The sequence below is a fragment of the Microvirga sp. P4_A5 genome, from assembly GCF_056402495.1.
In genome coordinates this window covers 1-26761 of record NZ_JBFUHH010000058.1, presented here as the reverse complement: position 1 = coordinate 26761, position 26761 = coordinate 1, and the positions used below count along the sequence as shown (strand labels likewise).

The window sequence follows — 26761 nt, the reverse complement described above, 5'->3', positions numbered from 1 at the left end:
CATGGAGACGCTGCCGATGACACAGAATTAACCGCGGAGTTAATGCCCGGCGGTCGCTTTCAAAAATGCCAACCCCAGCTTCGCGGTGGCGGAATCAACAGAAAATCATGGCGGCCGGGCGATCCGTCTCGGTTATTTTCTCTTTGGGAACGATGCGAGGAAACCTGGATTATCCAACACCCAAGATTGGTCCAGGAGCCGCCTATGAAACTCGCCCTCTTCGCATGCGTCGCCGCCATGTCATGCTTCGCGACAGCATCGGCGAGCAACGCGGCCGAATCCGTCCCCGCTGTTGACGCGAGCGTCATTCAGACTCCGCTCATGGGCGAAGCCCGAACCTATTATCGTGAACACCGGTTGCGGGCGTACGAGAAAACGCGCGCATCCATGAGCCAGGGTGCTACCTGCGTGACGCCGCAGCTCGTGTGCTGGCTCGACGAGACCGCCACTGGCGGAGACACGTGCTCATGCGAAACCCCTCACCACGGGGTGGTCGGCGGGGTCGTGGGAGGCTGAATTGTCCTCAGGCGTCGCGCGGCGCGAGTGAGAGATTGGCGGCACAGCGCTTCAGATGGACCTGAACGAGCGCGTCGTCAGGATTCTGGGTCGCCATCTCTTCCAGAAGTGCGACGGCTTCCTCCCATGCTTGCGCATCGCAAGCCGACATGGCCTTCTGCCATTTGGAGAGCGTTTCGCTGCATGGGGCAGCAGCGCGGGTTCGTCCGCGATTTGGGCACCGATCAACTCGTATAGCGCGATGGCGCTGTGCGCCCCGTCCGGCACCGCGCGGTCCACAAAGCGAAACACAAAGTCTTCTCCTGCCGCCGCGCGCACGTCCTCGCTGACGAGGATGGTCGTGCCGTAGCGCTTGTTCATCTTCTCGAAACGCGAGGCCATGTTCACCGTGTGGCCGAGCGCCGTATAATTGATGCGATCCACAGATCCGACATTGCCCACGACGGCCTCGCCGGTGTGGATTCCAAATCGCGTCCGCATCGCGGCACCGCCTTCTGCCAGGAATTCCGCATTGAGCGCGTCGAGACGGCGTGAGGCCCGAAGTGCGCCGAGACATGCGAGAGCCGCATGGTTGTCGCGCCGTTCGGGCGCGTTCCAGAATGCCATGACGCTGTCGCCGATATACTTGTCGATGGTCGCTCCCGATCGGATGAGCTCGGTTCCGATCTCGCTGAAATAACGCGACGTCTTGGCCATCACCTCCTCGGGGCCGAGCGTTTCCGCCATCGTGGTGAAGCCGAACACATCGGTGAACAGCACCGTGATCGGCTGGCGAATTCCGCCGAGCTCCGAGGAAAATTTGCGACCGATGATGCCGCGCACCAGCGCGTTCGGCACGTAGCGCATGAAGTTGCTCAGCGCGAGTTCCAGCGTGTCGATGGCGCGGGACAATTCCCGCACCTCCATGACGCGCGATTCGCGGCGCCGTGGATGGCCGAATTCGAACTTCATGATGCGCCGGATGTCGTCGGCGGCCCGGCGCAGAGGCATCGCCAGCCGCCGCGAGGCAATCAGTACGATCAACAAGGCGAATACGACGGACGCGCCGCTTACCAAAAGCAGTTTCGATGCAATCAACGCTGCCGGCTGCAGCATCGTGTCGTACGGAATCGCCAGACTGATGAAGAGGTTGTCGAAGCCATCTCCGACACGCTCGGCGCGGCCGAAATATTTCTCTCCGTCGACCGGAAACGAAACACTGCGCGGCTGTGCCCCTCCGGTCTTGAGATAGGACGCATACATGCCGCTGAGAAGCGGCGAGCCGAGATCGTCGACCGTCAGGAGGCGGTCGGCGACATTCGCCTGCTGGATCTGGCGCAATGAGCCGCCCCGGGGATGGGCGATCAGCGCACCGGAGGAATCGAACACGAGCAGTTCGAGCTCTGCGGGGAAGCGCAGCTTGTCGAGATATTGGTCAAGGCTCGCCAGCGTCATGTCGACACCGAACACCGCCCCGGAGGTGCGCCTCGCCTGGCGCGCCAGCGTGATCCCCGCATCCGGCACATTGGCGAACCGATAGGGCTCCGTCAGGATCGTGTCTGTTCCCGCCAGCGCCGGCGCGTACCAGGGTCGCTTTCGCGGATCGAATGTGGTGGGCTGGGGCGCGATGCGACGCAACACGCGCCCGCTCCGATCGATGACGATCCACCGCGCCGTCGGGCCGTCACCCGTGGTTTCGACCAGCATGAACGCGTAGGCCGCGGAGGGCGGGAGATCGGTGCCGATTTCGGGCGGTCTGGTATCGTCCAGACTTTGGACGACCACGTGTGTTCCATCGGGCCGCCCGATGAAAATGCCCATGGCGGCCGGCAGAACCTGCTCGAGATCCTCGAGAACCGGCGTCAGCACCCCTGCGAGTTCTTCCAACGGCAAATCGGCATTGACGGTGAGCGACACCGTATCGAGCACTGAACCGGCGACTTTGAGACTGCCGGAAATCTCGCCCCGAATATTGTTGGTGATGCGCTGGAAGTCTTCTTCGGCGTCCTGAAAGGTCAGGCTCGTCAATTGCATGTGGTTATAGCCGATCAGCGCTCCGGAGATGGCGAGCACGACGAGCGTGAACACCAGGGCCACCACGCCCTGAAGGGACCAAAGGAAGGATTTGGGCGCCTCGCCACTCATCCCCTACGATCCATGGAAGTGCGTCCCCTGCTGCGCCGCCAGAGCGGATCGCCAAGTGTCTAGCACGGGTGGATGGCGCTTCGGAAGGGAGCGGCGCGTGCAAGTCCCGACGAGGGATCAAGGGAACGCGGAGGCGGCGAGGTAGATCTCCACCAGACGCTCGACACCCAGGCGGTCCGCTTCATCGAAGCGGCCGGTCCGGGGGCTGTCGAGATCGAGCACGCCGATCACTGTCCCGTCCTCGATCAGCGGCACCACGAGCTCTGATTTCGAGGCGCTGTCGCAGGCGATATGCCCCGGAAACGCCTCCACGTCCGCGACCACCAGAGAGGTCTTGCGCTCCACGGCCGTGCCGCAGACGCCGCGACCGACAGGGATGCGCACGCACGCGACCTTCCCCTGGAAGGGACCGAGAACGAGACCCGGCCCGCGCATGAAATARAATCCGGCCCAGTTCAGATCCGGAACGAGATCGAAGATCAGCGCCGCCATATTGGCCGCATTGGCGATGGCATCGGGCTCGCCCTCGAGGAGCGCGGATAATTGCCGGGCAAGGGAACCGTAGAGCTCTTCCTTGGTGGCAGTGGGCGACAGGGACGTGGCGTGGAACATGGGGCACATGTAAGGACTACGTCCCGCTCTTGTCCAGAGAGCAGGCTGGCCGCGCCAAGCATGCGGCATGCGGCCGCGTCGGACCTCCTCACGATGGTCCACGTTCATCAAGGCGGACGCCTTCGACGGGACTGGCCTGCGGCAGGGGTCCGATTTGCCATCATCGAGAAGGGTCCCGCGCTCTAGGCAACCGACTTTTTTATCATCTGACAGACCTGTCTTCATCGACGCGGACGACCACGCTGTCCGTTGCGCCGCGCGCGTCGATGACCGATAGCCTGACGAACCCGGACCCTTCAGGATTCCATATGGTCTCCCGTCGCAGGCTGCCGATCTGCACGGGCGCTCCATCGACCATCCACGTCAAGGGCGGCACACCGCCGGATGCCTTCAGCGCAAGGCTTGCCGTCTCGCGGGCGTCCCGCCGCTCCAGTTCGACGCGCGAACCGTCCAGCGGGTAGGCGATGCGCAGGGGCGCCTGAATCGTCGCCGCCAGCGTCTTGGGTACATCGTGGCGCACATGCCGGAGCGGCGGCGGCAAAGTGGCGGTCGTCGCCTGCAGCGTGAAAGGCGGCTGCACAAGCGCTTCCGGCTCACGGTTCAAGCGGCCGTAGGCGTCGAAAAGAATCGGCGCCGCGACGAGGCGGCCGATCAACCCCGGCACCGCCGTGCCGTCGGGCCGTCCGACCCAAACGCCGATGGTGAAATGCCGGTCATAGCCCACCGCCCAGGCGTCCCGGTAGCCGTAAGACGTCCCCGTCTTGAAAGCGATCCGTCCGGCGAGAGCGTTGTCGGGCGGGGGAGCGCCACGCAGGATGTCGAACACGTACCAGGCGGCGACCGGATCGGCGATCCGCCGCTGCGACGGCTCCAATGGAGCCGCATCCGCCCGGCGCACGAGATCGGGCATCGTTCCACCGCGCGCGAGGCCCGCATAGAGCCTCGTCAGATCGGTGAGCGTGATGCCGAGACCGCCGAGTCCCACGGCAAGACCTGGCGCCGCGTCCTTGGACATGGCAATCGACACGTCGCTCTGCTGGAGACGGGCCAGCAGTCGCGCAGGCCCCACTTCGTTGAGCAATTCGACGGCGGGGACGTTCAGCGAATATTGCAGGGCCTTGCGCGCCGTGACCGTGCCCTGGAAGGCGAGGTCGAAATTCTCCGGCTGATAGCTGCCATAGCGCGAGGGCCGATCGTCGAGCAGAGTTTCGGGATGCGCCAAACCGTTCTCGAACGCCAGCGCGTAGATGAACGGCTTGAGCGCAGATCCGGGAGAGCGCATGGCGCGTGTCATGTCGATGGCGCCCGCTCTTTCGCGGCTCATGTAATCCGGGCTGGCGACCTGCGCGCGCACCTCGCCGGTCGCGTTGTCGATCACCAGCATGGCGAGCGAGAGTCTCGGCCCCAACCGCTCGGCGCGCTCCCTCGCCAAGTGTTCGAGGCTCGTCTGCAAGCGCGCGTCGATGGTCAGACGATGATGCGTTTCGGTCGGCCTCTCCGCAAAGGCGCTCTCCGCCGCATGGGCGGCGATCATCGGAAAGCCGCGCCGCACACGGGGAACCGGTTCGGCCTTCGCCGGCGCTGCCTCTTGCGCGGTGATGACGCCTCTCTGTCGTGCACGATCGAGCACCCGGTCCCGCGCCTGTCGCGCCGCCTCCTGGTCGCGATCGGGGCGGCGGAGTTCCGGCGATTGCGGCAGCGCCACGAGGAGAGCCGCCTCGGCGAATGAAAGCCGCTTCGGTTCGCGGCCGAAATACGACAGACTGGCGGCGCGCGCGCCTTCGAGATTGCCGCCGAACGGCGCAAGAAGCAGATAGAGCCGCAGGATCTCCTCCTTGGAGAACCGATGCTCGAGCTGCACTGCCCGCACCATTTGACGGAGCTTTGTCCCAAGCGAGCGTTCCTCCCGTGGCTCGAGCAAGCGCGCCACCTGCATGGTGAGCGTCGATCCACCGGAGATGATGCTTCCGCGAGTGACCATCTGTCCGCCAGCGCGCAACAGCGCGCGCAGATCGATTCCGCCATGCTGCGTGAAACGTGCGTCCTCGTAGGCCGTCAGCATGGCAAGATAGCGCGGGTCGACATCCGCGACCTCGACCGGCAGGCGCCAGCGTCCCTCCGGAGTCGCAAAAGGTCTCAGCAGGCGACCCTCCCGATCAACCACGATGGTCGAGCGGGCATCGGCCACGCTGAGGTCGAGCGGTCCGATCTCCTCCGTGACGCGCCAGGTCGCAAGGCCCGCGAGCACCAACAGGCAGAAAGCGGCAGCAGCCGCGGCACGGATGCGGCGACTGCGCCTGTTCGCTGTCGCGGTTGCGTCGGTCACGGCTTGGCCTGCACCACTTCGACCGATCCGAAATCGGTCCGCCCGAACCGTTCCGGCCTGTACATGTCCTCGACCTGCGCGGCGGGGTGCACGTAGCGGCCAGGGGAGACGGCGCGCACCATATAGGCCACGGTGAAAAACGCAGCCTGGTCGGGTTCGCGATCGAAGGCCGCGACAAAGCGGTCATCACGGAACTCGGTATGGGCCGGCTCGACGTCGCGCTTGAGCCATGGCAAGCCCGCCACGGTGTCGCTGTCCGCGAGTTTCGGATTGTCGATCTCGAAACCGGCCGGCAACCGATCGACCAGCAGAACGCGCGCTTGCTTCGCTTCGCTCTCCGTTACCTTCAGCACGACGACGAGACGCTCGTTTTGCTGGATTCGTGACGGCTGGACCTGGGTTCCGTCGAGCTTGTAATAGGCACGCTCGACCGCATAGCCGGAGGACACGGCCGGCTGGGGCTCTATCGGATTTCCGGTGACGGTCAGAACCGCTTGCACGGTCGAGGGACCCGTATTGGTGAGCGTCACCGCGTTGTACGCGAGAGCGCCGTCGCGGTAAGAGCGATAGAACGCCCCTTTTCGGGCGACTCCCTCGACTGTGATCGACATCGCCTCCGCGTCCCGTACAACGGCTTGCGCGGCCAGCACCAGCCAGGCCTGTTCCTGGGTGCTGGTCCGCCGATTGCCGCGCTCATCGTCAATGACCCGCCCGACCCGCTGGATCAACGGCGCAACGTTGTCGGTTTCGGACGCAAGCGTCAGAAGGCCGGCCCCGTCACGCAGACGCGATCCGTAATCGCTGCGGTAACCGCCGCTGTCTTTCTCGCTTCCCAACAGGTCGGCTGCGGAGGCAAACACCGCCTGGGCGCGGCCGCGATCACCGAGCAGCGCAAGGGCGGCGGCAAGCTGGCCTCGCGCCAGAGGCGAACCGAATACCGCAAGCTTGGTATCCGCGAGGTAACGCAGATCCCCCATCACCGGCCGGCCGTTGCGAGCCAGAACATAGGCCGCATAGGCGAGGTTAGACGCATTGTCTTCCACCTGCGTGGTGTTGGCGACGAAGTTTCGCAAGCGATCCAGCGCGATGTTAAATGCGACTGGCGGCACCACGAAGCCACGCTCCCGCGCGCGGGTGAGGAAGTCGGTCGTGTAGGCATCGAGCCAGAGATCGTCGCCGCCGACTGACCAGAGCCCGAACGAGCCGTTCGAATCCTGGCGGGCCAGAATGCGTTCGATGGCGGCGCGCACGCGCTCATCCGCCTTCTCGTCGAGCGACAGCTTCTCCTCCTCCGCGAGTTTGTTCACGTAGAGAAGCGGCAGCGCGCGGCTCACGACCTGCTCGGTGCAACCGTAGGGATAACGATCGAGGGCCTGCAGCAGACCGGGCACATCGAGGCTGGCGCGGGGCGACAGAGACACCGATACGATACCCGTTCCACTAAGGATATCCGCCACCAGGTCGCGCGAGACCGTCAGCCGTGAGCCGGGATCGAGAGGGCGCACGATCCGTCTCGCCAGCGCGCCGGTTCCCGGTTGCACCGCGACCGTGAACGCTTGCGTGATCGGTTCGAGATCGGGGCCGCGCAATGTTGCGTTGACGACCGCTACGCCCTGCCCTCCCGCGATCACTGGAATGGCCACCTGGCTCTTGGCTCCGGCGTCGAGCTTGATGGTGGAACGAAGTGCTTCCGCGCTCACGATGACCGGCCCGCGCACGTCGATATCGAGCACGTAGTCGCCGGGTTTCCCCTCCACATTGTCGAGCTGCATGAAGAACCGCGAGCGGTCTCCGACCGAGAGGAAACGAGGAAGCGTTCCTGCCAGCACCACCGGATCGCGCACGATCACGTCGGCCTTGACGCTGCCCACACGGTCCTTGCTCCAGGCGACCGCCATGACACGAACGGTGCCGTTGAAGGCCGGAATGTCGAACTCGACATTCGCCGCGCCGTCCGCGCCGACCTTCACCACGCCGGAAAAGCGCGCCAGCGGTTCCTGCGTGGGCGGGATTCCATCGAGCGGCTTCGGCTCCATATCGCCACCGGACCGGATCGCGCCACGTGTGCCTTGCATGCCGTCGATGAGATAGCCGTAGAGGTCGCGAAGATCCGCCGAGAGCTGCTTCTGGCCGAAGAAGTGAACCTTGGGATCGGGCGCTTCGTAGCGGGTCAGGTTGAGAATGCCCACATCCACCGCCGCAACGGTGATGCGCGCCTCCTCGCCGGCGTCGAGGCCTGCGATCTTGATCGGGAGTGAGAGAGTGCCGCGCGGGCGGATCTTTTCAGGCGCATCCACCTTGACCTGAAGCGTCCGTTTGTCCTGATCGATGTCGAACCACGCGGTTCCGAGCGACCGCCCTGGCATGCGCTTTGCCGCCTGATCCAGCGGCCGATGGGCCAGCACGACGAGGTAAGCGCCAGGCCCCCATTCGGCCCGCACGGGCAGCGTCACATCCGTGCCGCCGGCGGCCACATCCACGACGCGGATGTCGTGCATCCGGTCGCTGACGATGGCAAGCGTCGCCTTGCCCGCAAAGCGCGGGTTGAGGCGCACCTTCAAGATGTCGCCCGAAACGTAGCTCGCCTTGTCGAGCGTCATGTCGAGCAAATCGGGCGTATCGGCGGTCTGGTCGCCGGACCAACCGACCGTGAAGGTGAGGCTCGTTTGCGCTGTCTCGCCGAGATCCGACGCCGTCACATCGAGACGATAGGTGCCCCACTCGACCGGCGTCGAGATGTGCGCCGGGTTCGAGGTCCCCACCTCCAGGCGCCCGTCGCTCACGCGCCGGGTGGTCTTGACGGGCTCGTAACCCCAGCGCCCATCCGAGTTGTACCATTGGTAGCGACGTTCGACCCTGTAGAGATTCCAGACCACGTTTCGGCTGGCGACGCGCGTCCCGTCCGGTCTTGCGGTGGCGACATCGAAGGTCGCATTCGCCCCTTCACCGAGCTGGCGCGCGAAGTTTTTCTTCACCGCCACGACGGGGCCTTTCGGGAGGATGGGCAAAGTGACGCTGCGCTCGACCGCGCGGCCTCCTGTTTCCGAGACGCGCAACGTGATGCGCGCTTCCGTGGGGCGTGGCGCGGACGCATCCTGCACCGGGATCTGCAAGCTGGCGCGACCCTCACGGTCCGTCGTCGCCGCCTGTTCGATTTCGACGGTCGAGGATTCGACCGGCTCGTCCTCGAGGCCCACCACATAGCCGTCCAGCCCCTTGATTCCGCTGGATGCGGACGCCGCGACCGTCACCTCTCCGGACACGTCGAGACCGGAACCCGGGGCGCCATAAAGATACCGCGCCGAAAGATCGATCGCCGCCGGCTGGCCAGCCCGCAGCGCCGGCGATTGCGGCGTGAGGTTCACTTCCAGACGCGCCGGGACATAATCCTCGACGAGAAACGTCGCGTCGCCGATCGGCGACCCCTTGGGATCCGTATAGGCAGCGACACGCCATGTTCCGCGCAACGAGCCCGGCAGGATGGGTATCGACAGCGCCCGCCCGCCAAGCCCCTGATCCTCGACGAGGGCGCGGCGGTATTCGACGCCATCGGGGCGGCGGACCACGAGCGTCAGGGGCACACCCGGCACCGCGACGCCCCGGACGTCGCGCAGAAGCGCGGTGAGCGCAACGGTCTCTCCGGTGCGGTAGACGCCGCGTTCCGTGTAGAGGAAAGCATCGACGGCGCCGGATGCCGGGCGCCCCTTGACGCCGCGATCGGTGAGATCGAACGCTGCCGAACCGAGATCGAGAAAGCCGTAATCGGCGCCGATGCTCGCAACCAGGATGCCCGGCGCAAGACCGCCTTCGCCGCGAGCGAGGCCCGGATCAAACATCGCCACGCCTGCCGCATCGGTCTTCCTCGTGGCCAGCACCTCATTGTTCCGGGCGACAAGGCGGATCTCCACATCCGGGCGAGGCTCCGCGCTCGCGAGGGAGCGCACCAAAACCTGCACCCCGCCCTTGCCGGAGAACGCCGTCAGCCCGAGATCGGAAACGACAAACCACTGGGTGGCGATGTTTTCATAGCTCTCCGCATGTTCGTTGTCGTCCGCGGTTCCGTCGCTGGGTCTCGCCGTCATCACATAGATTCCGGGCTCCAGCTTGCCGACCGCATCGATCACCGGAAACGCCGTCACCACGTCGCGGTTGAGATCGGACGCGGTGTCGAGCGTTCCGTTCCAGATCTTCAGACCTTTCTCGCGCGCGATTTCACCGGCGGAATAGCGCGTGATCTGGCCGAGGAAATCATCCGACCGCACGGTGGGAAGGAGATTGCGGTCGCCGATGCGATAGACCTCCACATCAACCTTCGCGGTGTTGACGGATACGACCGGAATGCCCTCCTGGCCAGTACTCGGGAGTACATAATTACGGCCTGTGAAGCGGGCCTGCGGCGCGCGATCGCGGACGTAGATTTCGTAATCGGCCGATTGCAGAAGCGCTTCTCCGACATTCGATGGCAAGCCTTGCCGCAGCACGACGGCGTAGCGCTCGCTGTGCTTCAGACCGTCGACGCAGAGTTGCGACCCTTCCGCCATCACGGCAGCTGTGGCGGAGCCGGACACGGCGACGAAGGGCGAGAAATCGACCTTGCCGCCCGCGAGGGGATCGGAGAACTGGAAACAAACGCGTGGAGACGCCGAATCCGAATCCACTTTGAAATCCAGAATGCGGAAGCCGTGCTCGGCGCGCAGGCCCTCGTAGGTGGCGCGGATTGAAGCGTCGTCTCGCAGCTTGAGACTCGCCGCGTAGGCATTGAGCGACGGCCGCCACGATTGCTGGTTCGCATAGACATTACCGAGCAGCGCCAAAGCGGAGGCTTCATCGGCCGGGTTGGTGGCGCGCTGATAGGCGGTGTAGGCAGCGACCGCCTGTCTCTCCCGCAGCTTGTAGCGTTCCTGCCAATCGTTGCCGGGATCCACCGCGAGCGCCGCCGCGGCGTAAGCTGCCCAGTTTGCCGAATTCCCAGGCTCGATGGCGATAGCGGCGGCGAAATAATTGACCGCCTGACGCGCAAGACCCTGGGACATCTGGAATTGGCCCTCGCGCCGCAGCTGGGCGGCCGGCTTGCTGCCGGCATAGGCTGCCGATTCCGATTTGAGGCTCTGCTGAAGACGGACGCTTTCGCTCGCGAGGTCGTCCCGGACGAAACTCTTCTGGCCCTGCGCCTCGGCACCCGCGATGCCAGACAACAGCATCGCGGCCATCACCACCACGCGCAGCATTTGTGTGACCATCGTCGTCGTCCTCGGTTGGGTTCGGCAGAAACGGAACCTTAGCATTCCCCCGGCGAGCCACAAGGCGACGCGGGTGCTGAAGCGCACCGGCCAATCGATCCCCGCACAATAGTTCTGGCATCCGCCCCACAGGTTTGTGAGAGTGTCTCGGGGGAAGCTGAAATGAGCCTTGAGAGCCTTTGCGAACGATCCTTTGCCGGCGCAGTCCTGGCGACACTATTGAGTGTCGGGGCGCTTCAGAGCGCGAGCGCGCAGGATCCGCTTGCACGGGCGGCCGCGTCCAGCGCCAACCTCACGACCGCCCGCGCCGCTTTCGACGCCTTGCCGGAGAGCGAGCGTCAGGCTCTGCAGGATGCCCTCATCTGGACCGGGTTCTACAATGGTGTCGCCGACGGCGCGTTCGGGCGTGCGACGTTCGACGCGATCTCCGCCTATCAGCAGAGCCGGCGGAGAGCGCCGAGCGGCGTCCTTAATCCTGCCGAACGCGGGGAACTCCAGACCATTGCCCAACGGGGCAGGAATGCCGCGGGATTCACCATCCTGGACGATGCGCGGACCGGTGCCCGTATCGGCATCCCCAAAGCCTCCCTGCCGGAGAGAGACGCCAACGCGAGTGGCGGAACGCGTTGGCAAAGCGCGGACGACAAGGTGACGCTCGACACGCGAACGGCGCCGCCCGATGCAACGCTCCAATCGCTCTACGATCGCAACCTTGCGATCCAGGCGGCCGGGCGCGTCATTACCTACAAGGTCCTGCGCCCGAACTTCCTGGTGATTGCAGGTGAAACCGCGACCGGGAAATTCTACACGCGCTTCGATTCGGGAGTGTCCGGCATCCGGGGCTTTTCGATCGGCTACGACAAGGCGCTGGCGCCTCAGGTCGACCGACTTGTCGTGGCCATTGCGAACAGTTTCGATCCCTTCCCGGAAAAACCGATCGCGGCGACCCCGCCGGCGAATGTCCAGCCGGTGACGCTTCCCGCGCCGCCCTCGGACCGACAAGTAATCGGCACCGGGATCGTGATCGCACCGCGCCGAGTCCTGACCGCGGCGAAACTCGCGTCCTGCCGTGATAGGCGCGTGGGAGGCATCCCAGCCCCTGCGCCCCAGCAAACAGCCGCGTGGAGCATCATCGAGCTCGCGCAGGATCTGCCCCGCGCGGTCGGGCCCCTCATGGGAGCGACGGCCAACGGGGGCGAGGCGGTTCTGGTGTTGAGCTACACGTCCGATCCCGCGCCGTCGCTCAACGTCGTGCCCGGAACGATGGTCGATTCGGCGTCGCTCATCGCGCCTCTTCAGCCCGGGGCCAGCGGAGCGCCGGTGATCGATGAGACCAACCGCCTGATCGGATTGGTCGGGGCTGCAGGCGCGGACGGGCGGAAGGTTGCGGGGATCATGACGACCGCGCGCCACGGAATGGTTCCGGTCCGCGATTTCAGCGCGTCCCTATCTCCCCCAAGCCAGAGCCAGGCGCCGGAGGCGCGCGGCGCCGCCGCGATCGCGGCCTCATGGAAACCCGCTCTGGTGCCGTTGACGTGCGGACGATGACGGCGCTCACATAGGGCGACGAGGCGACGTGAGGCGCGGGCTTTCTTTGTAAGGCYGCAAGGCCTCGGGGATGCGCATGTCGCGCGGGGTCTCGAAATCACGCGCGGCTCCTCGCATCTGCTGCGGTGAACGCGGAAGTCCCGAACGATCGCTATAGTCCCACATTCGAACTTCCTCGCCGGACATCTTACGGAGGGATTCGGCGCAGACGACATCGACAATCGTCAACCCGGCAACGGCCACGGCCGCCAGCGCGATCCTGTCGGCGCGGGAGTCACGGTCCGACGCGGCCGTTGCAAGTGTCGCAAAGTCCAACGCATCGCCCGCGACCCGGCCCCAGATCCATGGCGTCGGATCGCGCGTCGACAGAATGCCGATGCCGGTCGCGATTTCGCGGGCACCATAAGCCCTGATCAAGGCCTCGTGCCTCTCCATTCCCAGCCAGCGGCAAAGGCCCTTGGCGCCGAACAACTCCAAGGCCCCGAGACCGATGCTGAACCAGCCAAGACTGCGTGCGAGCGTATCGGCGGTCCGTCGCGCTCGAAATGAGTTCTCATGATACGGCATGAGCGAAATCCTCAATTGGGTTTGAGAACGACCTTGATGCATCCGTCCTTCTTGTCCCGGAAAGTCTCGTACATCCCGGGACCTTCATCGAGGCCGACCGTGTGGGTGATGACGAAGGACGGATCGATCTGGCCTTCCTCAATGCGGCGCAGGAGGTCGTCCGTCCACCGGTTGACGTGGGTCTGGCCCGTGCGGATCGTGAGGCCTTTGTTCATCACGGCGCCGAAGGGAATCTTGTCGACCAAGCCGCCATAGACGCCGGGGATCGACACGATCCCTGCCGGTCGGCACACATAGAACATCTCACGCAAGACATGCGGCCGGTCGCTTTCCAGCATCACCGCCTGCTTTGCCCGATCGACCACCGAATCAATGCTGCGGGTTGCATGGGCCTCAAGCCCCACCGCGTCGATGCACTTCTCGGGACCCTTTCCGCCGGTCAACTGGTTCAGCCGCTCGATGACGCTCTCTTCGTCGAAATTGATAATCGTCGCGCCGCCGGCCTTCGCCATGCTCAGTCGCTCGGGCACGTTATCGATGGCGACCACCTGCCGGGCGCCGAGAAGAACCGCGCTACGGATGGCCATCTGGCCGACAGGGCCGCAGCCCCAGATGGCGACGGTGTCCGTCGGTTCGATGTCGCACTGGACGGCAGCCTGCCAGCCGGTGGGAAAGATGTCGCCGAGGAACAGGACCTGCTCGTCGGTGAGGGTGGACGGCACCTTCACGTGGGTGGCATCCGCGAACGGCACGCGGACGAATTCGGCCTGCCCGCCGGGATAGCCGCCGGTCAGATGGGTGTAGCCGAAAAGGCCCGCGGTCGCGTGGCCGAAGCCCGTGGCGGCCAGTTCGGCATTGCGGTTCGTGCGCTCGCACACGGAAAAGTTCCCGCGCCGGCACTGCTCGCACTCGCCGCAAATGATGGTGAACGGAACCACGATGCGGTCGCCGACCTTCAATCTGCTGACGCTCGATCCGACCTCCACGACTTCTCCCATGAACTCGTGGCCCATGATGTCGCCACTCTTCATGCCCGGCATGAAATTCCCGTAGAGGTGAAGGTCCGAGCCGCAGATGGCGCAACTGGTCATCTTGATGATGACGTCCCGTCCGTCCTCGATCTGGGGATCGGGAACCGTGTCGCAGCGAATGTCGCCTTTGCCGTGCCAGCACAGAGCCTTCATGGCGCTTTCCTCTCAGCTTGGATTGTCGGCGCCGACGCAGCGTCCGTCCTTGCTAGAAAAAGCCGGGGGAGACATGTGTTCCGTGGGGAGGCGAAAAATCCGACGGCCGAGCTTTCACTCGACGAGAGCGGGAAGCGCAGGCTCCGGGATCATCTGGACATGGAGAGGCAAGGTCCGGATGAGGGCCGCAAGGGCGGGCTCGAGCACCTGTTGCGCGGCTTCCTCGACACCGAACCAGCGGGAGTCGCGCTCACCCTTTTCGGGCCACTTCTTCAGCTGCTTCGACACCTGGAGCGGATAAACCTGGACACGGCAGAGATCGAAATGCTCGGCCCGGCGCTTCCAGTAATCGTAATGGCCGATGGCGTTCTGGGCGACCGTGCCCTTCACCCCCGCTTCTTCCATGGCCTCCTGCGCCGCCGCCTTATGGGCTTTCTTGCCCTTGATCGGCCACCCTTTCGGTATCAGCCAGCGCTTGGTTTCTCGCGATGTCACCAGAAGCACCTCCACCTGCCCCTTCCGGACCCGGAATGGTAGCGCGGCCACCTGGCTGAAGCGGTCTTTTTGTATGCGGGCCATTCGATAAGTCGGGATTCCTGTGTGGGGCGGCGAAAGCTGGTTGATCGAAGCCGGCTAATAAAGGATCAATTCGAGACTGCCGAAAAGCGCTTTCAGCTCGAAGCGCCTCGCTCGGCACCGTTGTAAACCGATAAATGTGAATGTTCGGCAACGTTGTGCCCGCCCATTCCCCGACGAAGCGGAAAAGCCATCATGACCGACGACCTCCAAACCCGGCTTGCCATCGCCAGCGCGGTCGCGCGCGAGGCCGGCGCACTGGCGCGCCGGCGTTTCCTGGAAAGGCCACGCTCGCAGCGCCCGGACATGAAGGGTCACCAGGACTATCTCACGGCGACCGATTCCGAGGTCGAGGACCTGATCCGGACCCGATTGGCCGAGCTTCTGCCGACCGACTCATTCTTCGGCGAAGAAGGCGGCGGCTCCTTCGCCCCCGACGTCTGGGTGGTGGACCCCATCGACGGGACGGCCAATTTCGCCCGCGGCATTCCGCATTTCGCGATTTCCATCGCCTTCGTGCGCAACAACCGCACCGAGGTCGGCGTCGTCTACAACGTCATGCAGCACGAACTCTACGCGGCGCGCCGGGGACACGGGGCGACCCTCAACGGCGAGGCGATCCGCGTCAGCGGCCTGACCGAGATCGGTCACGCGACGGTCGAGGCCGGATGGTCCTCGCGCCTGCCCATCGCGCCCTATATCGCGCTGGTCGAACAGCTCAAGACAGCCGGCGTCAATGTCCGCCGCGCTGGCTCGGGCACCCTTGGGTTGGCCTATGTGGCAGACGGCCGGATCGATGCCTATTGCGAGTTGCACATCAACTCGTGGGACGTGCTGGCGGCCCTCCTGCTCATCGAGGAGGCAGGCGGCTGGACCAACAATTTCCTGGCGGGAGACGGTCTGCGCAAAGGGAATCCGGTGCTCGCTTGCACGCCCGAACTGGCCGAGGCGGTCAGTGCGGCGACGGGGATCATGAAGGATCCAGCATGACGATCGGGCAGGCCCGGCGAAAATTTCGCAAGCCTCTTGACCTGCAATCGCATAACATAGAGCTTAGCCAGCCAACCATAAAGACTTCAAGAAACGATCAAGGGAGAATGCCATGAAGTTKAAGAAGAATTTTATCGCCGCCACCATGCTGGCAGGCGCCACGACGGTGATGTCCTTCATGTCCGCCGGTGCCGCGCAGGCGCAGGGCGCGCTCGTGATGTATTGCGGCGTGCAGGAAGAATGGTGCCGCGCGATGACGACCGCTTTCGAGCGCGAGACGGGCATCAAGGTGTCGATGACCCGCAAGAGCTCCGGCGAAATCTACGCCCAGATCAAAGCCGAGAGCGCAAACCCGCGCGCCGACATCTGGTGGGGCGGCACGGGCGATCCACACATGCAGGCCGCCGAGGAGGACCTGACGGTCGAATACACCTCGCCGAAGAACAGCGAATTGCAGGATTGGGCGACGCGCCAGTGGGAGCAGTCCAAGAAGCGCACCGTCGGCATCTACTCGGGCGCGCTCGGGTTCGGCTACAACACTGAATTGCTGAAGTCGAAGGGCGTCGCCGAACCCAAATGCTGGGCTGACGTTCTGAACGTGAAGTTCAAGGACGAGGTCCAGATGGCGGACCCGAATTCGTCCGGCACGGCCTATACGCTTCTCGCGACGATCGTCCAACTGATGGGCGAGGAGAAGGGCTTCGAATATCTCAAGGCGCTCCACAAGAACGTCAACCAATACACAAAGTCGGGCGCTGCTCCCGCCAAGGCGATGGCGCTGGGCGAAACCACCATCGGCATCGCGTTCATGCATGACATCGTCACGATGGTCGTCGACAAGGCTCCGATCAAGGTCGTGGCGCCATGCGAAGGCACCGGCTACGAGATCGGCTCCATGTCGATCATCAAGGGCGCCAAGAACCTGGACAGCGCCAAGAAGTTCTACGATTGGGCGTTGACGCCGGCTGCGCAGAAGCTCGGAGCCGAGGCGAAGTCCTATCAGGTGCCGTCCAACAAGAGCACGCCGGTTCCGCCGGAGGCTCCGAAGCTGCAGGACATCAAGCTGATCAAGTTCGACTTTGCCAAATACGGCTCGTCGGAAGAGCGCAAGCGGCTCTTGTCCAAGTGGGACAACGAGGTCAAGAACCTGCCCAAATAGTATCTCGACCTGGGCGGCGGGGCAGCAAAGCCTCGCCGTCGATCGACATCTGAACCTTGGCAGGGTTCGTTCTTGAGACGGGTCTCTGATCCGGAAGAACCCCTGCGCGTCACGCGAGTAAGCATCATGTCACGGGCAACACTCGGCTGGATTATCCTGGGCTGGGTCGGCTTCGCGCTCCTGCCGTGGTATGGCTTCGACAGCGCGGCTACACCGGCATTCGGCGATTACATCATCGGCAGTTCCGGACTGGTGCTCGGTCTCACGGGAGCCTGGTGGCTTATCCCAATCCTGGTTCCGCTTCTTCTGACGTTGCGGCCCTTGCTGTCGCGGGGAGCGAGCGCGCAGAGCGAATGGCTGGTGAGCGCCGGTATCGCGGGGCTCGGCCTTGTGATCCTTCAAGGCTTTACCATCGGTCTCAACGGCTGGACCCTGGACATCCTGAAAACGCTCTTCGGAGAACCCGGTCCCCGTCAGGCTGGAATGGGCCTTGGTGCCGCGCTGACCGCGTCCGCATTCCTGATCGTCCTGTGCCATGGCCTTGCGGCACGCGGCTGGTGCCGGGGCGATGCGTTCGTGACATCCTCCATCGGCATCGTCATCGCGCTCATCGCGGTGTTCGTGTTCTTTCCCGTCTCCACCATCCTGGCGAGCGCGTTCGGCGACGACAAAGGCAACTTTGCTCCGGCGGAATTCCTGGTCAAATTCTTGGACCGCTCGATCTGGGGGCTCGACTGCCTTTGGGGCGACCTTCGTTGCGGTGTCGCATGGAACACCCTCTTCCTCGGCATCCTCGTCGCCTTCGGCACCACCGCGCTCGGCCTCGCCTTCGCGCTCATCGCCACACGGACAAGCTTCCGCTACAAGAAGCTGCTGCGCGTGATGAGCGTCCTGCCCATCATCACGCCGCCTTTCGTGATCGGCCTGGCGCTCATCCTCCTGTTCGGCCGTTCGGGCGCCGCCTCGGCACTGATGTACGACTGGTTCGGAATCCCGCGCTCCCGGTGGATCTACGGGCTGCCGGGCGTCTTCATCGCTCAGCTCCTGGCCTTCACGCCGATCGCCTTTCTGGTGCTGATCGGCGTCGTGCAGGGCATCAGCCCCACATTGGAAGAGGCATCGCAGACGCTCCGCGCCAAGAGCTGGACGACGTTTCTCATGGTGACGTTGCCGCTGATGCGCCCCGGCCTCGCCAACGCTTTTCTCCTCGGCTTCGTCGAAAGCCTCGCGGATTTCGGCAACCCGCTCGTGCTCGGCGGAAATTTCGAAGTGCTGTCGACGAAGATCTTCTTTGCCGTCGTAGGGGCGCAACAGGACCAGGGGCGCGCGGCTGTCCTGTCGATCATCCTGCTGGCATTTACGCTCGGCGCTTTCTGGCTGCAACATGCCTGGCTCGGCAAGAAGGTTTACACGACAGTCACCGGCAAGGGCGATTCCGGTATTCCCCTGCCCTTGCCAAAACGGGTCGCCATGGCGTCCTATTTCACCGCGATCCCGTGGGCGCTCTTCACCGTCGTGATCTACGCGATCATTCTCATCGGCGGCTTCGTTCGATCCATGGGGCGCGACTACACGCCGACCCTAGATCATTATCTGACGGCGTTTCGCATCGAGCGCTCGGACTGGGGCGTGTACTTTTCCGGCTCGGCGTGGAACTCATTCTTCGCCACCATGAAGGTCGCGGCGATCTCGGCGCCCTTGACGGCCGCCATCGGCATACTCACGGCTTATCTGCTGACACGCCAGCGCTTCCAGGGACAGCGGCTGTTCGAGTTCGGAACGCTTCTCAGTTTCGCGATTCCCGGAACGGTCGTGGGTGTCTCCTACATCCTTGCATTCAATGTGCCGCCGATCGAGATCACGGGCACCGGCTTCATTCTCGTGATGTGTTTCGTCTTCCGCAACATGCCGGTGGGCGTGCGCTCCGGTATCGCGACGCTCAGCCAGATCGACAAGAGCCTGGACGAGGCCTCGCTTACGCTTGGCGCGCGCTCGTGGACTACCATGCGTCGTGTTGTGCTTCCGCTGCTCAGGCCCGCCATCGTTGCTTCTCTTGTCTATTCCTTCGTTCGGGCGATGACGGCGGTGAGTGCCGTGATCTTCCTCGTCACTGCCGAGTACAACATGGCGACCGCCTATATCGTGGGACGTGTCGAGGCGGGCGAGTTCGGCCTTGCCATTGCCTATTCCACCGTCCTCATCATCGTGATGCTGATCGCCATCACGATGATCCAGCTCGTTGTCGGCGAGCGGCGTCTAGGACGCCGCAGCGCCACCGCGAATGCTCCCGCTCTCGCTGTTCAAGCCATCCCATGAAACCCATGACCCAGCCCGCCTCCGCGACCCGTAGCCCGCAATCGACCAAGAAGCCGGCTTCCGTCGAATTTCGCAACGTGACCAAACGCTATGGCGAGGTCACGGCCGTCGACGACGTGTCCTTCACCATTGAACCCGGCAAACTCGTGACGCTTCTCGGTCCCTCGGGTTGCGGCAAGACGACGACGCTTCGGATGATCGCGGGCCTTGAGATGGCGAGCGGCGGTCAAATTCTCATTGGCGACCGCGATGTGACGAACCTGTCGGCGGCGGACCGCGACGTCAGCATGGTGTTTCAATCCTATGCGTTGTTCCCGCACATGTCGGTGCTGGAGAACGTTGCTTACGGCCCATCGGTGCAGGGCGTCCCGAAGAAGGACGCGCAGGCGATGGCGATGGAGAAGCTGTCTTTGATCGGCCTTTCAGGCCTGGAGCGGCGCTCGCCATCCGAGCTCTCCGGCGGACAGCAGCAGCGGGTTGCTGTGGCGCGCGCGCTCGTGCTGGAGCCGCAGGTTCTCCTCTTCGACGAACCGCTCTCCAATCTCGACGCGAAGCTGCGGCGGCGCGTGCGCGAAGATATCCGTGAATTGCAGCAGAGCCTCAACCTCACGGTCGCGTACGTGACCCACGATCAGGAAGAGGCCCTGGCGGTTTCCGATCACATCATCGTCATGTCCAATGCGCGCATCGCCCAGACCGGCTCGCCGCGCGAACTCTACGAAGAGCCGGCGGACCTGTTCGTCGCGGACTTCATCGGGGATGCCAATATTCTGACGGGCGTCCTGGGCGAGCAGGAAGGTCCTCACGCTCGCGTGCAGATCGGCGGGTTGAGCGTGCGGCTACCGCACCGGGGGGTAAAGCCCGGGCAGGTGAAGCTCGCGGTGAGGCCCGACGCCATCGTGCTGAACGAAACCGCATCCGCGTCGGCATCCATTCGCGGCGTCGTCACGAAGGCATCCTACCTCGGAACTCAGATGGAATATGAAGTCGAGACCCCGGCGGGCAATCTCTTCGTCGTGCAATATGGAAGCCGCGAGCCGATCCCCGTAGGTACGGATGTGGGGGTGTCGCTGACCCCTGAACGGGGTGTCGCGATTATTCCCAACGCCTGAGGCGAGGCCGTCCATGAGAGGCGCGCTCCGGTTGCGTTTCAAAAGGTGCGTCCTCTCTGGGTCCGGGGAGCGCTTTTTGAGACCGGGACATCGATCAGGAACGCTTTAGACGGCGCCTTCATCCGGAATATTGAGGATCGTTCCACAAGCCTTGCAATGCACCGCATCCCTGTCGTGGCGCTTTAGACCGCAGGCCGGGCAGGTGTAGCGAACCTTGTTGGGTTGCAGGAGGACCTGGATAAGGCGGAGGAACAGCGTCACGCCGCAAATCATGATGACGACCGCAATCAGGTGACCGAGGGTTCCAGTCAGGGTGATGTCCCCGAAGCCCGTCGTCGTCAGTGCCGCGACGGTAAAATACAGCGCGTCCACATAGTTGCGGATTGTCGGGTTCGTCCAATGCTGCGTCTCATAGACGAAGCCGGTCATGATGAAGATAAAGACGCAGAGATTGACCGACGCCTTGATCAGATCCTCATTGCGGCGGAAAAGGGCGCTGTCGGCCCGCAGACGGGTTAGCAATTGATACGTATAGAGCAGCCGCAGCGTCCGCAAAATCCGCAGGAAACCGATCCCCTCCCCGACGATCGGCGCCAGAAACGACACGATCGCGGCAAGATCGGCCAAGGTCGCCGGGTGCGCAAAATCCTTCCAGCGGTTTCTGCTGATGGCGATGCGGGCGACGAAATCGGCAAGAATGACAAGGCCGAGCGCCACATCGAGCCATTCGATGACGGCGTGCCGCTCCATGAACGAGGTAACGACGATGAACACGATGGTGGCGATGTCGAAAATCAGAAGGCCATAGCGAAACCGGTGGGCGCTGCGGCCGTCGCCCTCGTAGAGCGCTCGCAAATCAGAAATCAGGCGCATGGGCGTGCCGCCAAAAAGTCAATCTGGCGCGGCAAAAAGACGAGCATGAAATGAAACCCTGTTCACGACGGGTTTATCCCGCAGATGATATGTATAAGACCGAACCGTAATTCCAACAGGCGACGGACCGGGCCTTGAGGATTTTTCCCGCTCGCCCTTTCCACACCTTCCTGCACGCGAGACCTCGTCATGCTGAAAGCTCTCATCTTCGATATGGACGGCACGCTGGTCCATAGCGATCCCGTCCATTTGCGGGCCTTCGCCGAGGTACTGGGCCCGGAGGGGGTGGCGATCGACGATGCACTCTACCGCCGCGCCATCATCGGCCGCACCAATGAGTCGATCTTCGCGACCTTGCTTCCAGACCGATCGGTCTCCGATCACGAGACCTTTGCGGATTTGAAGGAAGCCGCCTTTCGTAGGCTTGCCTCGGAGCTCAAGCCCCTCGACGGACTCTTGCCGTTGCTCGATTGGGCGGAGCGCAACGCCGTGCAGGTGGGGCTCGTGACCAATGCGCCGACCCTGAACGCCACCCACATGCTGGACCTGATGGGCCTCACCCAGCGCTTCTCCGTGAAGATCACACGCGATGACGTGGATCGCGGCAAGCCCGATCCCCTGCCCTATCTGACAGCCTTGGATCGTTTGGGAATTGCAGCCGATGAAGCCATTGCGTTCGAGGATTCCCCATCGGGGATGAGGGCCGCGAAAGGCGCGGGTCTGTTCTCGTTCGGCATCCTCACGGGGTTGACTGCCGCGGACATGACAAGCGCCGGGGCCGATATCACGATCTCCGATTTCCAAAGCGACGTTCTTTGGGACGTGCTGAGAAAGCGCCTGCCGACCGCCATCTGAGGCGGACAGGAACGTTCCTTCACAAAACCTCGTTACGAGAGCTCGCCATGGCTTTGCCAGATCGACAGGAGACTCGATGCCCCTCAAGCTTCACACCATCATCTGCAGTACGCGCCCCGGCAGAATCGGTCCTCACGTCGCTCGATGGTTTCATGGCGCAGCCCAGGCGCATGGGCAGTTTGATGCCGAATTGATCGATCTCGCCGATTTCAACCTGCCGGTCTACGACGAGCCGCTGCATCCGCGGCTGCAGAAATACGAACATGCGCATACCCGGGCCTGGAGCGAGAGCGTAAACGCCGCTGACGCCTACGTCTTCGTGACGCCGGAATACAATTTCAGCGCGCCGCCCGCGCTCGTGAACGCGTTTGACTTCGTCTACAAAGAATGGAACTACAAGCCGGCCGCCTTCGTGAGCTATGGCGGCGTCTCCGGCGGATTGCGCTCCGTGCAGATGGCCAAGCAGATCGTCACTGCGCTCAAAATGATGCCCATGACCGAAGGGGTATCGATCCCCCACGTCGCCACTCATCTCGACGAGAACAAAACCTTCAAACCCAGCGATCTGGTGACGGCCTCGGTCAAGCCGATGCTGGACGAACTCCATCGTTGGGCAGAAGCGCTGAAGCCGATGCGGGGCTGAGGCAAGAAAAACGCGCCGATTGTCTCGGCAGTTTTTTTTGTTAGTCGCTCCGCTTATGCGGAATGCCTCACACGCGTCCGGCGAGAGCGTTCTCGTAGAGTTGGCGGGCGCTTTCCTTGGTGATCGGAACAGGGTTGCCGCCCGCGGTCGGGTCTTGCGGCGCCATCGTCGCCATCTCGTCGAAACGTGCGTTGTCGACCTTCAACCCTTCGAGCGTATGCGGTACGCCCAAATCCTTGCGCAGCTTCAGCACCCAATCGAGGAACGCCTGGAAGCTCGCCTCGAGACCGATATAGGCCGCGAGCCGCTCGATCTTGGGCGCGATCACGTCGCGGTTATAGACCAGCACATACGGCATGAAGACCGCATTGGTGAGGCCGTGATGGGTGTCGTAGAGCGCTCCGAGGGGATGCGACAGCGCGTGGATGGCGCCAAGGCCCTTCTGAAACGCGGTCGCGCCCATCGCCGCGGCCGACATCATGTTGGCGCGCGCCTCGATATCGGTGCCGTCCTTATAGGCGCGCGGGAGGTATTCCTTCACGAGCCGGATACCCTCGACCGCGATGCCGTCCGCCATGGGATGATAGCCGGGCGCGCAATAGGCTTCGATGCAATGGGCCAGCGCATCGAGTCCGGTGCCCGCCGTGATGTGGGGCGGCATGCCGATTGTCAGTTCCGGATCGCAGATGGTGATCTTCGGCATCATCAGCGGGTGGAAGATCACCTTCTTGGTGTGGGTGGCTTCCTGCGTGATGACGCCCGCGCGCCCGACTTCGGCGCCCGTCCCCGCCGTTGTCGGCACGGCGATGATCGGCATGATGCCCTTCGGGTCGGCGCGGGTCCACCAATCGCCCACATCCTCGAAATCCCACATGGGGCGTGACTGTCCCGCCATGAAGGCGATGACTTTCCCGGCGTCGAGCGCCGAGCCGCCGCCGAACGCCACCACGCCGTCATGGCCTCCCGATTTCAGCGCTTCGAGACCCTTGTAGATATTGGTCTCGACGGGATTGGGCTTGATGTCCGAGAAGATCGCGGCCTTCAGGCCGGCGTCCGTGAGTTGTGCGAGCGCCGACTTCGTCATCGGCTGGGTGGCGAGAAACGGGTCGGTGACGATCAGGGGTGCTTTCAAGCCCACCACCCGACACGCCTCCGCGAGTTCCGAAATGCGGCCCGCACCGAAGCGGATGGGATTGGGGTAGTTCCAGTTGGAGCGGGGGGATACGGTCATCATCTGTCTCAAATGGAATGGCGCAGGTGGAAGGATTTGGGGCGGGTCAGCGATTCGTAGGAAAGGCGCGAGAGGCTTGCGCCACGCCCCGTATCCTTGACGCCGGTCCAGGCGAGAGCGGGATCGAGGTAGTCGCAGCGGTTCATGAAGACGGTGCCTGTCTCGAGTCGATCGCCGATGGCTTCGGCTGCCTCGACGTCCGACGTCCAGATGGCGGCCGACAGGCCATAGGGCGAGTCGTTCATCAGGCGGATCGCCTCCTCGTCGCTCGCCACTTTCATGATGCCGACGGTCGGGCCGAAGCTCTCGTCGCGCATCACGCTCATGGAATGTTCGACCCCCGTCAAGACCTGGGGCGCAAGATAGGCGGTGTTGCCCGTATCGGCGGCGAAACGAGCCGGGTCGATGTGAGCTTTGGCGCCCTTTGCGATGGCCTCGGCGTTTTGTGCGCGCACCAGATCGGCAAAGCGCTTATGCGCCATCGGACCGAGCGTCGTCGTCTCGTCGAGAGGGTTGCCGAGCACGTATTTGTTAACCAGGGCGACGGCGCCGGCGACGAACCGGTCGTAATGGGATTCGTGAACGTAGATGCGCTCGATCCCGCAGCAGCATTGCCCGGAATTGAAGAAAGCGCCGTCGACAAGATTCTCGATCGCGTGCTCGATATTCGCGTCGGCCCGGACATAAGCGGGGTCTTTTCCGCCCAGCTCAAGACCGAGCGACGTAAAGGACCCGGCGGCGGCACGCTCGATCGAACGTCCGCCCGCCACCGAACCTGTGAAGTTGCAATGGTCCACGAGCCCCGCGCCGAGGATCCGGCTCGTCTGATCGTGGCTCAGCACGAGGTTCTGGAACAGTCCCTTGGGCAATCCTGCGCGGTCGGCCGCCATCTGGAACCGGTCGCCTGCGAGCAGCGTTTGCGACGCATGTTTCAGCAACACCGCGTTGCCGGCCATCRGCGCCGGCACGATGGCATTGATGGCGGTGAGATAGGGGTAGTTCCACGGGGCGATCACCATCACGATGCCGACCGGCTCGCGCTTGATCATGCGACGAAAGCCGGCTTTCTCGTTCTCGGCCGGAATGGGCTTCAGGCTGTCTTCGGCGATGCGCATCATGTAGCGCGCGCGCTCTTCGACGCCGCCGAATTCGCCGCCATAGCGGACCGGGCGACCCATCTGCTGGGCGATTTCCGGTACCACCTCCTGGTTCATCGCGAGAAGCGCGTCGAGGAATGCGCCAACCTTCGCGCTCCGCTCGGCGAGGGGCACGGCACGCCATGCGGCCTGTGCCTTGCGGGCATCCGAGACGGCCGCGTCGATAGCGGTGTCGGACAGGAGGGATCGACGGACGAGCTCGCGTCCGTCGATGGGCGAAATGCAGACGATATCGGTATCAGCCATGATGATGTTTCAAATGATCTCGAAATAGCGGGCGAGTTGCCAATCCGTAATGGCTTTGCGCGCCTCGCGCTCTTCCCATTCGCGGGTTGCCGCATAATGGTCCACAAATGTGTCGCCGAAAAGCGCACGGGCGGGCTTGGAAGCCTTCAGGCGGGCGGCGGCCTCCCCGAGCGAACGCGGGAGGGCGCGTTCGGCCGGATGCTCGACCGCATAGGCATTGCCCTGGATCGGATTGCCCGGCTCGATCCGGTTCTCGATCCCCCATAGACCGGTGCCGATCGCCGCCGCGAGCGCGATGTAGGGATTGATGTCCGCCGCCGCGACCCGGTATTCGACCCGCTGGGATTTTTCCGAACCCGGGATGACGCGGAGCGCCGTCGTGCGGTTTTCAACACCCCAGGCGGAATCCGTCGGGGCCCAGAAGCCCGGGATGAGGCGCGTGTAGCTGTTCACGGTGCAGGCCACCATCGCGAGCGTCTCGGGCATGAGCTGCTGCTGACCGCCGACGAACCAACGCATGGTGTCGGACATGTTGTGGGGCGCCTTGGCGTCATAAAACGCACCCTTGCCCGTCTTGATGTCGCGCAAGGAGGTGTGAAGGTGGCCGGACTGGCCGGGCCAATCGCGCGACCATTTGGCCATGAAGGTCGCCATCCAGCCGCGCTTCTGCGCGAGAATCTTGGTGAATGTCTTGAACAGGGCCGCCTTGTCGGCGGCTCGCAGAGCGTCGTCGACACGGATGGCGGCTTCGAGCACGCCAGGGCCGGTTTCGGTGTGCAGGCCCTCGATCTCGAAATCCATCTTGTGCGCGAGTTCGAGGAGGTCGTGGTAAAAATCCGAATGGACCCCCGACCGAAGAACCGAATAGCCGAAGAAGCCGGGCGTGATCGGCTTGAGGCCCCGATAGCTCTTCTCGCGCACCGAATGCGGCGTCTCGTCGAAGACGAAAAATTCGAACTCGGCCGCGGCCGAAACCGCGAATCCCATATCGGCCGCCTTCTTCAGGACGCGGCGGAGCACACCGCGCGGGCAGGCAGCTTCCGCATAGCCGTCGAACTCGGCGATGAAGAACGGAAGATCGTTCTCGAACGGGATCAGCCGCATCGTCTCGGGAAGGATGCGCGCGGCGGCGTCGGGATAGGCGGTGTGCCAGCCGGTGAGCGTCGTATTGTCGTAGAGCTGGTCATTCGAGTCCCAGCCGAGCACCACGTCGCACATGCCGAAGCCCCCGCTGAGGGCGGATTCGAACTTGTCGCGGGCCATGTATTTGCCGCGCATGATTCCGTCGACATCCACAATGCCGACTTTCACGAATGGCAGGTCGCGGCTTTGCACATAGGCGGCCGCATCGGCAGCGGTTTTGATCTTGGGCATGTTCATGCGGAAATACCTGACACGATAGGGAAATGGGAGCGCGCGCCGGCGCGCTCCCCGTTTTTGGCTAGTGACTCTTATATTCCGCCTCGCCCTTGGTGAGCGCAAACTC

Annotated in this window: 19 protein-coding genes; 8 read left to right on the top strand and 11 right to left on the bottom strand. The window is 63.7% G+C overall.

The genetic code is table 11. From position 1 onward, the window contains the following. Positions 1 to 204 precede the first annotated feature (204 nt). Positions 205 to 516 (top strand): hypothetical protein, encoded by a 312-nt coding sequence (locus AC1DVM_RS15135; RefSeq protein ID WP_477255521.1) that lies wholly within the window; start codon positions 205 to 207, stop codon positions 514 to 516. 51 nt (positions 517 to 567) lie between these two features. On the opposite strand, the gene AC1DVM_RS15130 is transcribed toward AC1DVM_RS15135, so the two are convergent. The 4 genes from AC1DVM_RS15130 to AC1DVM_RS15115 form a co-directional block, all read right to left on the bottom strand. Beyond that, positions 568 to 2640, bottom strand: coding sequence for an adenylate/guanylate cyclase domain-containing protein (locus tag AC1DVM_RS15130; RefSeq protein WP_477255519.1), 2073 nt, complete (start codon positions 2638 to 2640; stop codon positions 568 to 570). A 117-nt stretch (positions 2641 to 2757) separates the two neighbouring features. Continuing rightward, positions 2758 to 3252 carry a GAF domain-containing protein gene (locus tag AC1DVM_RS15125; protein ID WP_477255525.1) on the bottom strand — a complete coding sequence of 165 codons (495 nt, stop codon included), beginning with the start codon at positions 3250 to 3252 and terminating at the stop codon, positions 2758 to 2760. Positions 3253 to 3454: 202 nt separating this feature from the next. Then, positions 3455 to 5578 carry a penicillin-binding protein 1C gene (gene pbpC / locus AC1DVM_RS15120; RefSeq protein ID WP_477255518.1) on the bottom strand — a complete coding sequence of 708 codons (2124 nt, stop codon included), beginning with the start codon at positions 5576 to 5578 and terminating at the stop codon, positions 3455 to 3457. Continuing rightward, positions 5575 to 10788 (bottom strand): alpha-2-macroglobulin family protein, encoded by a 5214-nt coding sequence (locus AC1DVM_RS15115; protein ID WP_477255523.1) that lies wholly within the window; start codon positions 10786 to 10788, stop codon positions 5575 to 5577. The genes pbpC and AC1DVM_RS15115 overlap by 4 nt, the downstream gene beginning before the upstream one ends. Before the next feature lie 192 nt (positions 10789 to 10980). Here AC1DVM_RS15115 and AC1DVM_RS15110 point away from each other — a divergent pair, with 192 nt between their 5' ends. Further along, positions 10981 to 12366 (top strand): peptidoglycan-binding protein, encoded by a 1386-nt coding sequence (locus AC1DVM_RS15110; protein WP_477255516.1) that lies wholly within the window; start codon positions 10981 to 10983, stop codon positions 12364 to 12366. 6 nt (positions 12367 to 12372) lie between these two features. Here AC1DVM_RS15110 and AC1DVM_RS15105 read toward each other — a convergent pair whose 3' ends face one another. The 3 genes from AC1DVM_RS15105 to AC1DVM_RS15095 form a co-directional block, all read right to left on the bottom strand. Next, positions 12373 to 12933 (bottom strand): cyclase dehydrase, encoded by a 561-nt coding sequence (locus AC1DVM_RS15105; protein WP_477255514.1) that lies wholly within the window; start codon positions 12931 to 12933, stop codon positions 12373 to 12375. 11 nt (positions 12934 to 12944) lie between these two features. Further along, complete coding sequence (locus AC1DVM_RS15100) at positions 12945 to 14117, bottom strand: zinc-dependent alcohol dehydrogenase (RefSeq protein ID WP_477255512.1); 1173 nt, start codon at positions 14115 to 14117, stop codon at positions 12945 to 12947. Positions 14118 to 14231: 114 nt separating this feature from the next. Further along, complete coding sequence (locus AC1DVM_RS15095; protein WP_477255510.1) at positions 14232 to 14696, bottom strand: NUDIX hydrolase; 465 nt, start codon at positions 14694 to 14696, stop codon at positions 14232 to 14234. Positions 14697 to 14888: 192 nt separating this feature from the next. Here AC1DVM_RS15095 and AC1DVM_RS15090 point away from each other — a divergent pair, with 192 nt between their 5' ends. The 4 genes from AC1DVM_RS15090 to AC1DVM_RS15075 all read left to right on the top strand — a co-directional run bounded on the left by AC1DVM_RS15090 (position 14889) and on the right by AC1DVM_RS15075 (position 20270). Then, on the top strand, positions 14889 to 15683 hold the full coding sequence (locus tag AC1DVM_RS15090; RefSeq protein ID WP_477255508.1) for an inositol monophosphatase family protein: 795 nt from the start codon (positions 14889 to 14891) through the stop codon (positions 15681 to 15683). A gap of 112 nt (positions 15684 to 15795) precedes the next feature. Beyond that, the gene (locus AC1DVM_RS15085) at positions 15796 to 16842 is read left to right on the top strand and encodes an ABC transporter substrate-binding protein (protein ID WP_477255506.1); all 1047 of its coding nucleotides are present in this window, start codon (positions 15796 to 15798) and stop codon (positions 16840 to 16842) included. A gap of 126 nt (positions 16843 to 16968) precedes the next feature. Next, positions 16969 to 19158, top strand: a complete 2190-nt coding sequence (locus AC1DVM_RS15080; RefSeq protein WP_477255504.1) for an ABC transporter permease — start codon at positions 16969 to 16971, stop codon at positions 19156 to 19158. Then, the gene (locus AC1DVM_RS15075) at positions 19155 to 20270 is read left to right on the top strand and encodes an ABC transporter ATP-binding protein (protein WP_477255502.1); all 1116 of its coding nucleotides are present in this window, start codon (positions 19155 to 19157) and stop codon (positions 20268 to 20270) included. The genes AC1DVM_RS15080 and AC1DVM_RS15075 overlap by 4 nt, the downstream gene beginning before the upstream one ends. A 105-nt stretch (positions 20271 to 20375) precedes the next feature. Here AC1DVM_RS15075 and AC1DVM_RS15070 read toward each other — a convergent pair whose 3' ends face one another. Next, positions 20376 to 21143, bottom strand: coding sequence for a potassium channel family protein (locus tag AC1DVM_RS15070; RefSeq protein WP_477255500.1), 768 nt, complete (start codon positions 21141 to 21143; stop codon positions 20376 to 20378). 189 nt (positions 21144 to 21332) lie between these two features. Between AC1DVM_RS15070 and AC1DVM_RS15065 the strand changes: the two genes are divergently transcribed. Continuing rightward, a complete protein-coding gene (locus AC1DVM_RS15065; RefSeq protein ID WP_477255498.1) occupies positions 21333 to 21998 on the top strand; it encodes an HAD family hydrolase in 666 nt (221 codons plus the stop codon). 76 nt (positions 21999 to 22074) lie between these two features. Beyond that, the gene (locus AC1DVM_RS15060; RefSeq protein ID WP_477255496.1) at positions 22075 to 22641 is read left to right on the top strand and encodes an NADPH-dependent FMN reductase; all 567 of its coding nucleotides are present in this window, start codon (positions 22075 to 22077) and stop codon (positions 22639 to 22641) included. 67 nt (positions 22642 to 22708) lie between these two features. Here AC1DVM_RS15060 and AC1DVM_RS15055 read toward each other — a convergent pair whose 3' ends face one another. From AC1DVM_RS15055 to AC1DVM_RS15045, 3 genes are read right to left on the bottom strand one after another with little or no spacing between them, the layout of a single operon-like run. Continuing rightward, positions 22709 to 23872 (bottom strand): iron-containing alcohol dehydrogenase, encoded by a 1164-nt coding sequence (locus tag AC1DVM_RS15055; RefSeq protein ID WP_477255494.1) that lies wholly within the window; start codon positions 23870 to 23872, stop codon positions 22709 to 22711. Positions 23873 to 23880: 8 nt separating this feature from the next. Next, positions 23881 to 25275, bottom strand: coding sequence for an aldehyde dehydrogenase family protein (locus AC1DVM_RS15050; RefSeq protein WP_477255492.1), 1395 nt, complete (start codon positions 25273 to 25275; stop codon positions 23881 to 23883). A 9-nt stretch (positions 25276 to 25284) separates the two neighbouring features. Beyond that, complete coding sequence (locus tag AC1DVM_RS15045; RefSeq protein ID WP_477255490.1) at positions 25285 to 26655, bottom strand: glutamine synthetase family protein; 1371 nt, start codon at positions 26653 to 26655, stop codon at positions 25285 to 25287. Between the last annotated feature and the right edge of the window lie 106 nt (positions 26656 to 26761).

Coding starts and splice junctions, on each gene's coding strand:
- AC1DVM_RS15065 (WP_477255498.1), top strand. CDS start 21,333: ATGCTGAAAGCTCTCATCTTCGATATGGACGGCACGCTGGTCCATAGC.
- AC1DVM_RS15130 (WP_477255519.1), bottom strand. CDS start 2,640: ATGAGTGGCGAGGCGCCCAAATCCTTCCTTTGGTCCCTTCAGGGCGTG.
- AC1DVM_RS15135 (WP_477255521.1), top strand. CDS start 205: ATGAAACTCGCCCTCTTCGCATGCGTCGCCGCCATGTCATGCTTCGCG.
- AC1DVM_RS15055 (WP_477255494.1), bottom strand. CDS start 23,872: ATGACCGTATCCCCCCGCTCCAACTGGAACTACCCCAATCCCATCCGC.
- AC1DVM_RS15115 (WP_477255523.1), bottom strand. CDS start 10,788: ATGGCCGCGATGCTGTTGTCTGGCATCGCGGGTGCCGAGGCGCAGGGC.
- AC1DVM_RS15075 (WP_477255502.1), top strand. CDS start 19,155: ATGAAACCCATGACCCAGCCCGCCTCCGCGACCCGTAGCCCGCAATCG.
- AC1DVM_RS15060 (WP_477255496.1), top strand. CDS start 22,075: ATGCCCCTCAAGCTTCACACCATCATCTGCAGTACGCGCCCCGGCAGA.
- AC1DVM_RS15080 (WP_477255504.1), top strand. CDS start 16,969: ATGTCACGGGCAACACTCGGCTGGATTATCCTGGGCTGGGTCGGCTTC.
- AC1DVM_RS15045 (WP_477255490.1), bottom strand. CDS start 26,655: ATGAACATGCCCAAGATCAAAACCGCTGCCGATGCGGCCGCCTATGTG.
- AC1DVM_RS15090 (WP_477255508.1), top strand. CDS start 14,889: ATGACCGACGACCTCCAAACCCGGCTTGCCATCGCCAGCGCGGTCGCG.
- AC1DVM_RS15095 (WP_477255510.1), bottom strand. CDS start 14,696: ATGGCCCGCATACAAAAAGACCGCTTCAGCCAGGTGGCCGCGCTACCA.
- AC1DVM_RS15110 (WP_477255516.1), top strand. CDS start 10,981: ATGAGCCTTGAGAGCCTTTGCGAACGATCCTTTGCCGGCGCAGTCCTG.
- AC1DVM_RS15100 (WP_477255512.1), bottom strand. CDS start 14,117: ATGAAGGCTCTGTGCTGGCACGGCAAAGGCGACATTCGCTGCGACACG.
- AC1DVM_RS15070 (WP_477255500.1), bottom strand. CDS start 21,143: ATGCGCCTGATTTCTGATTTGCGAGCGCTCTACGAGGGCGACGGCCGC.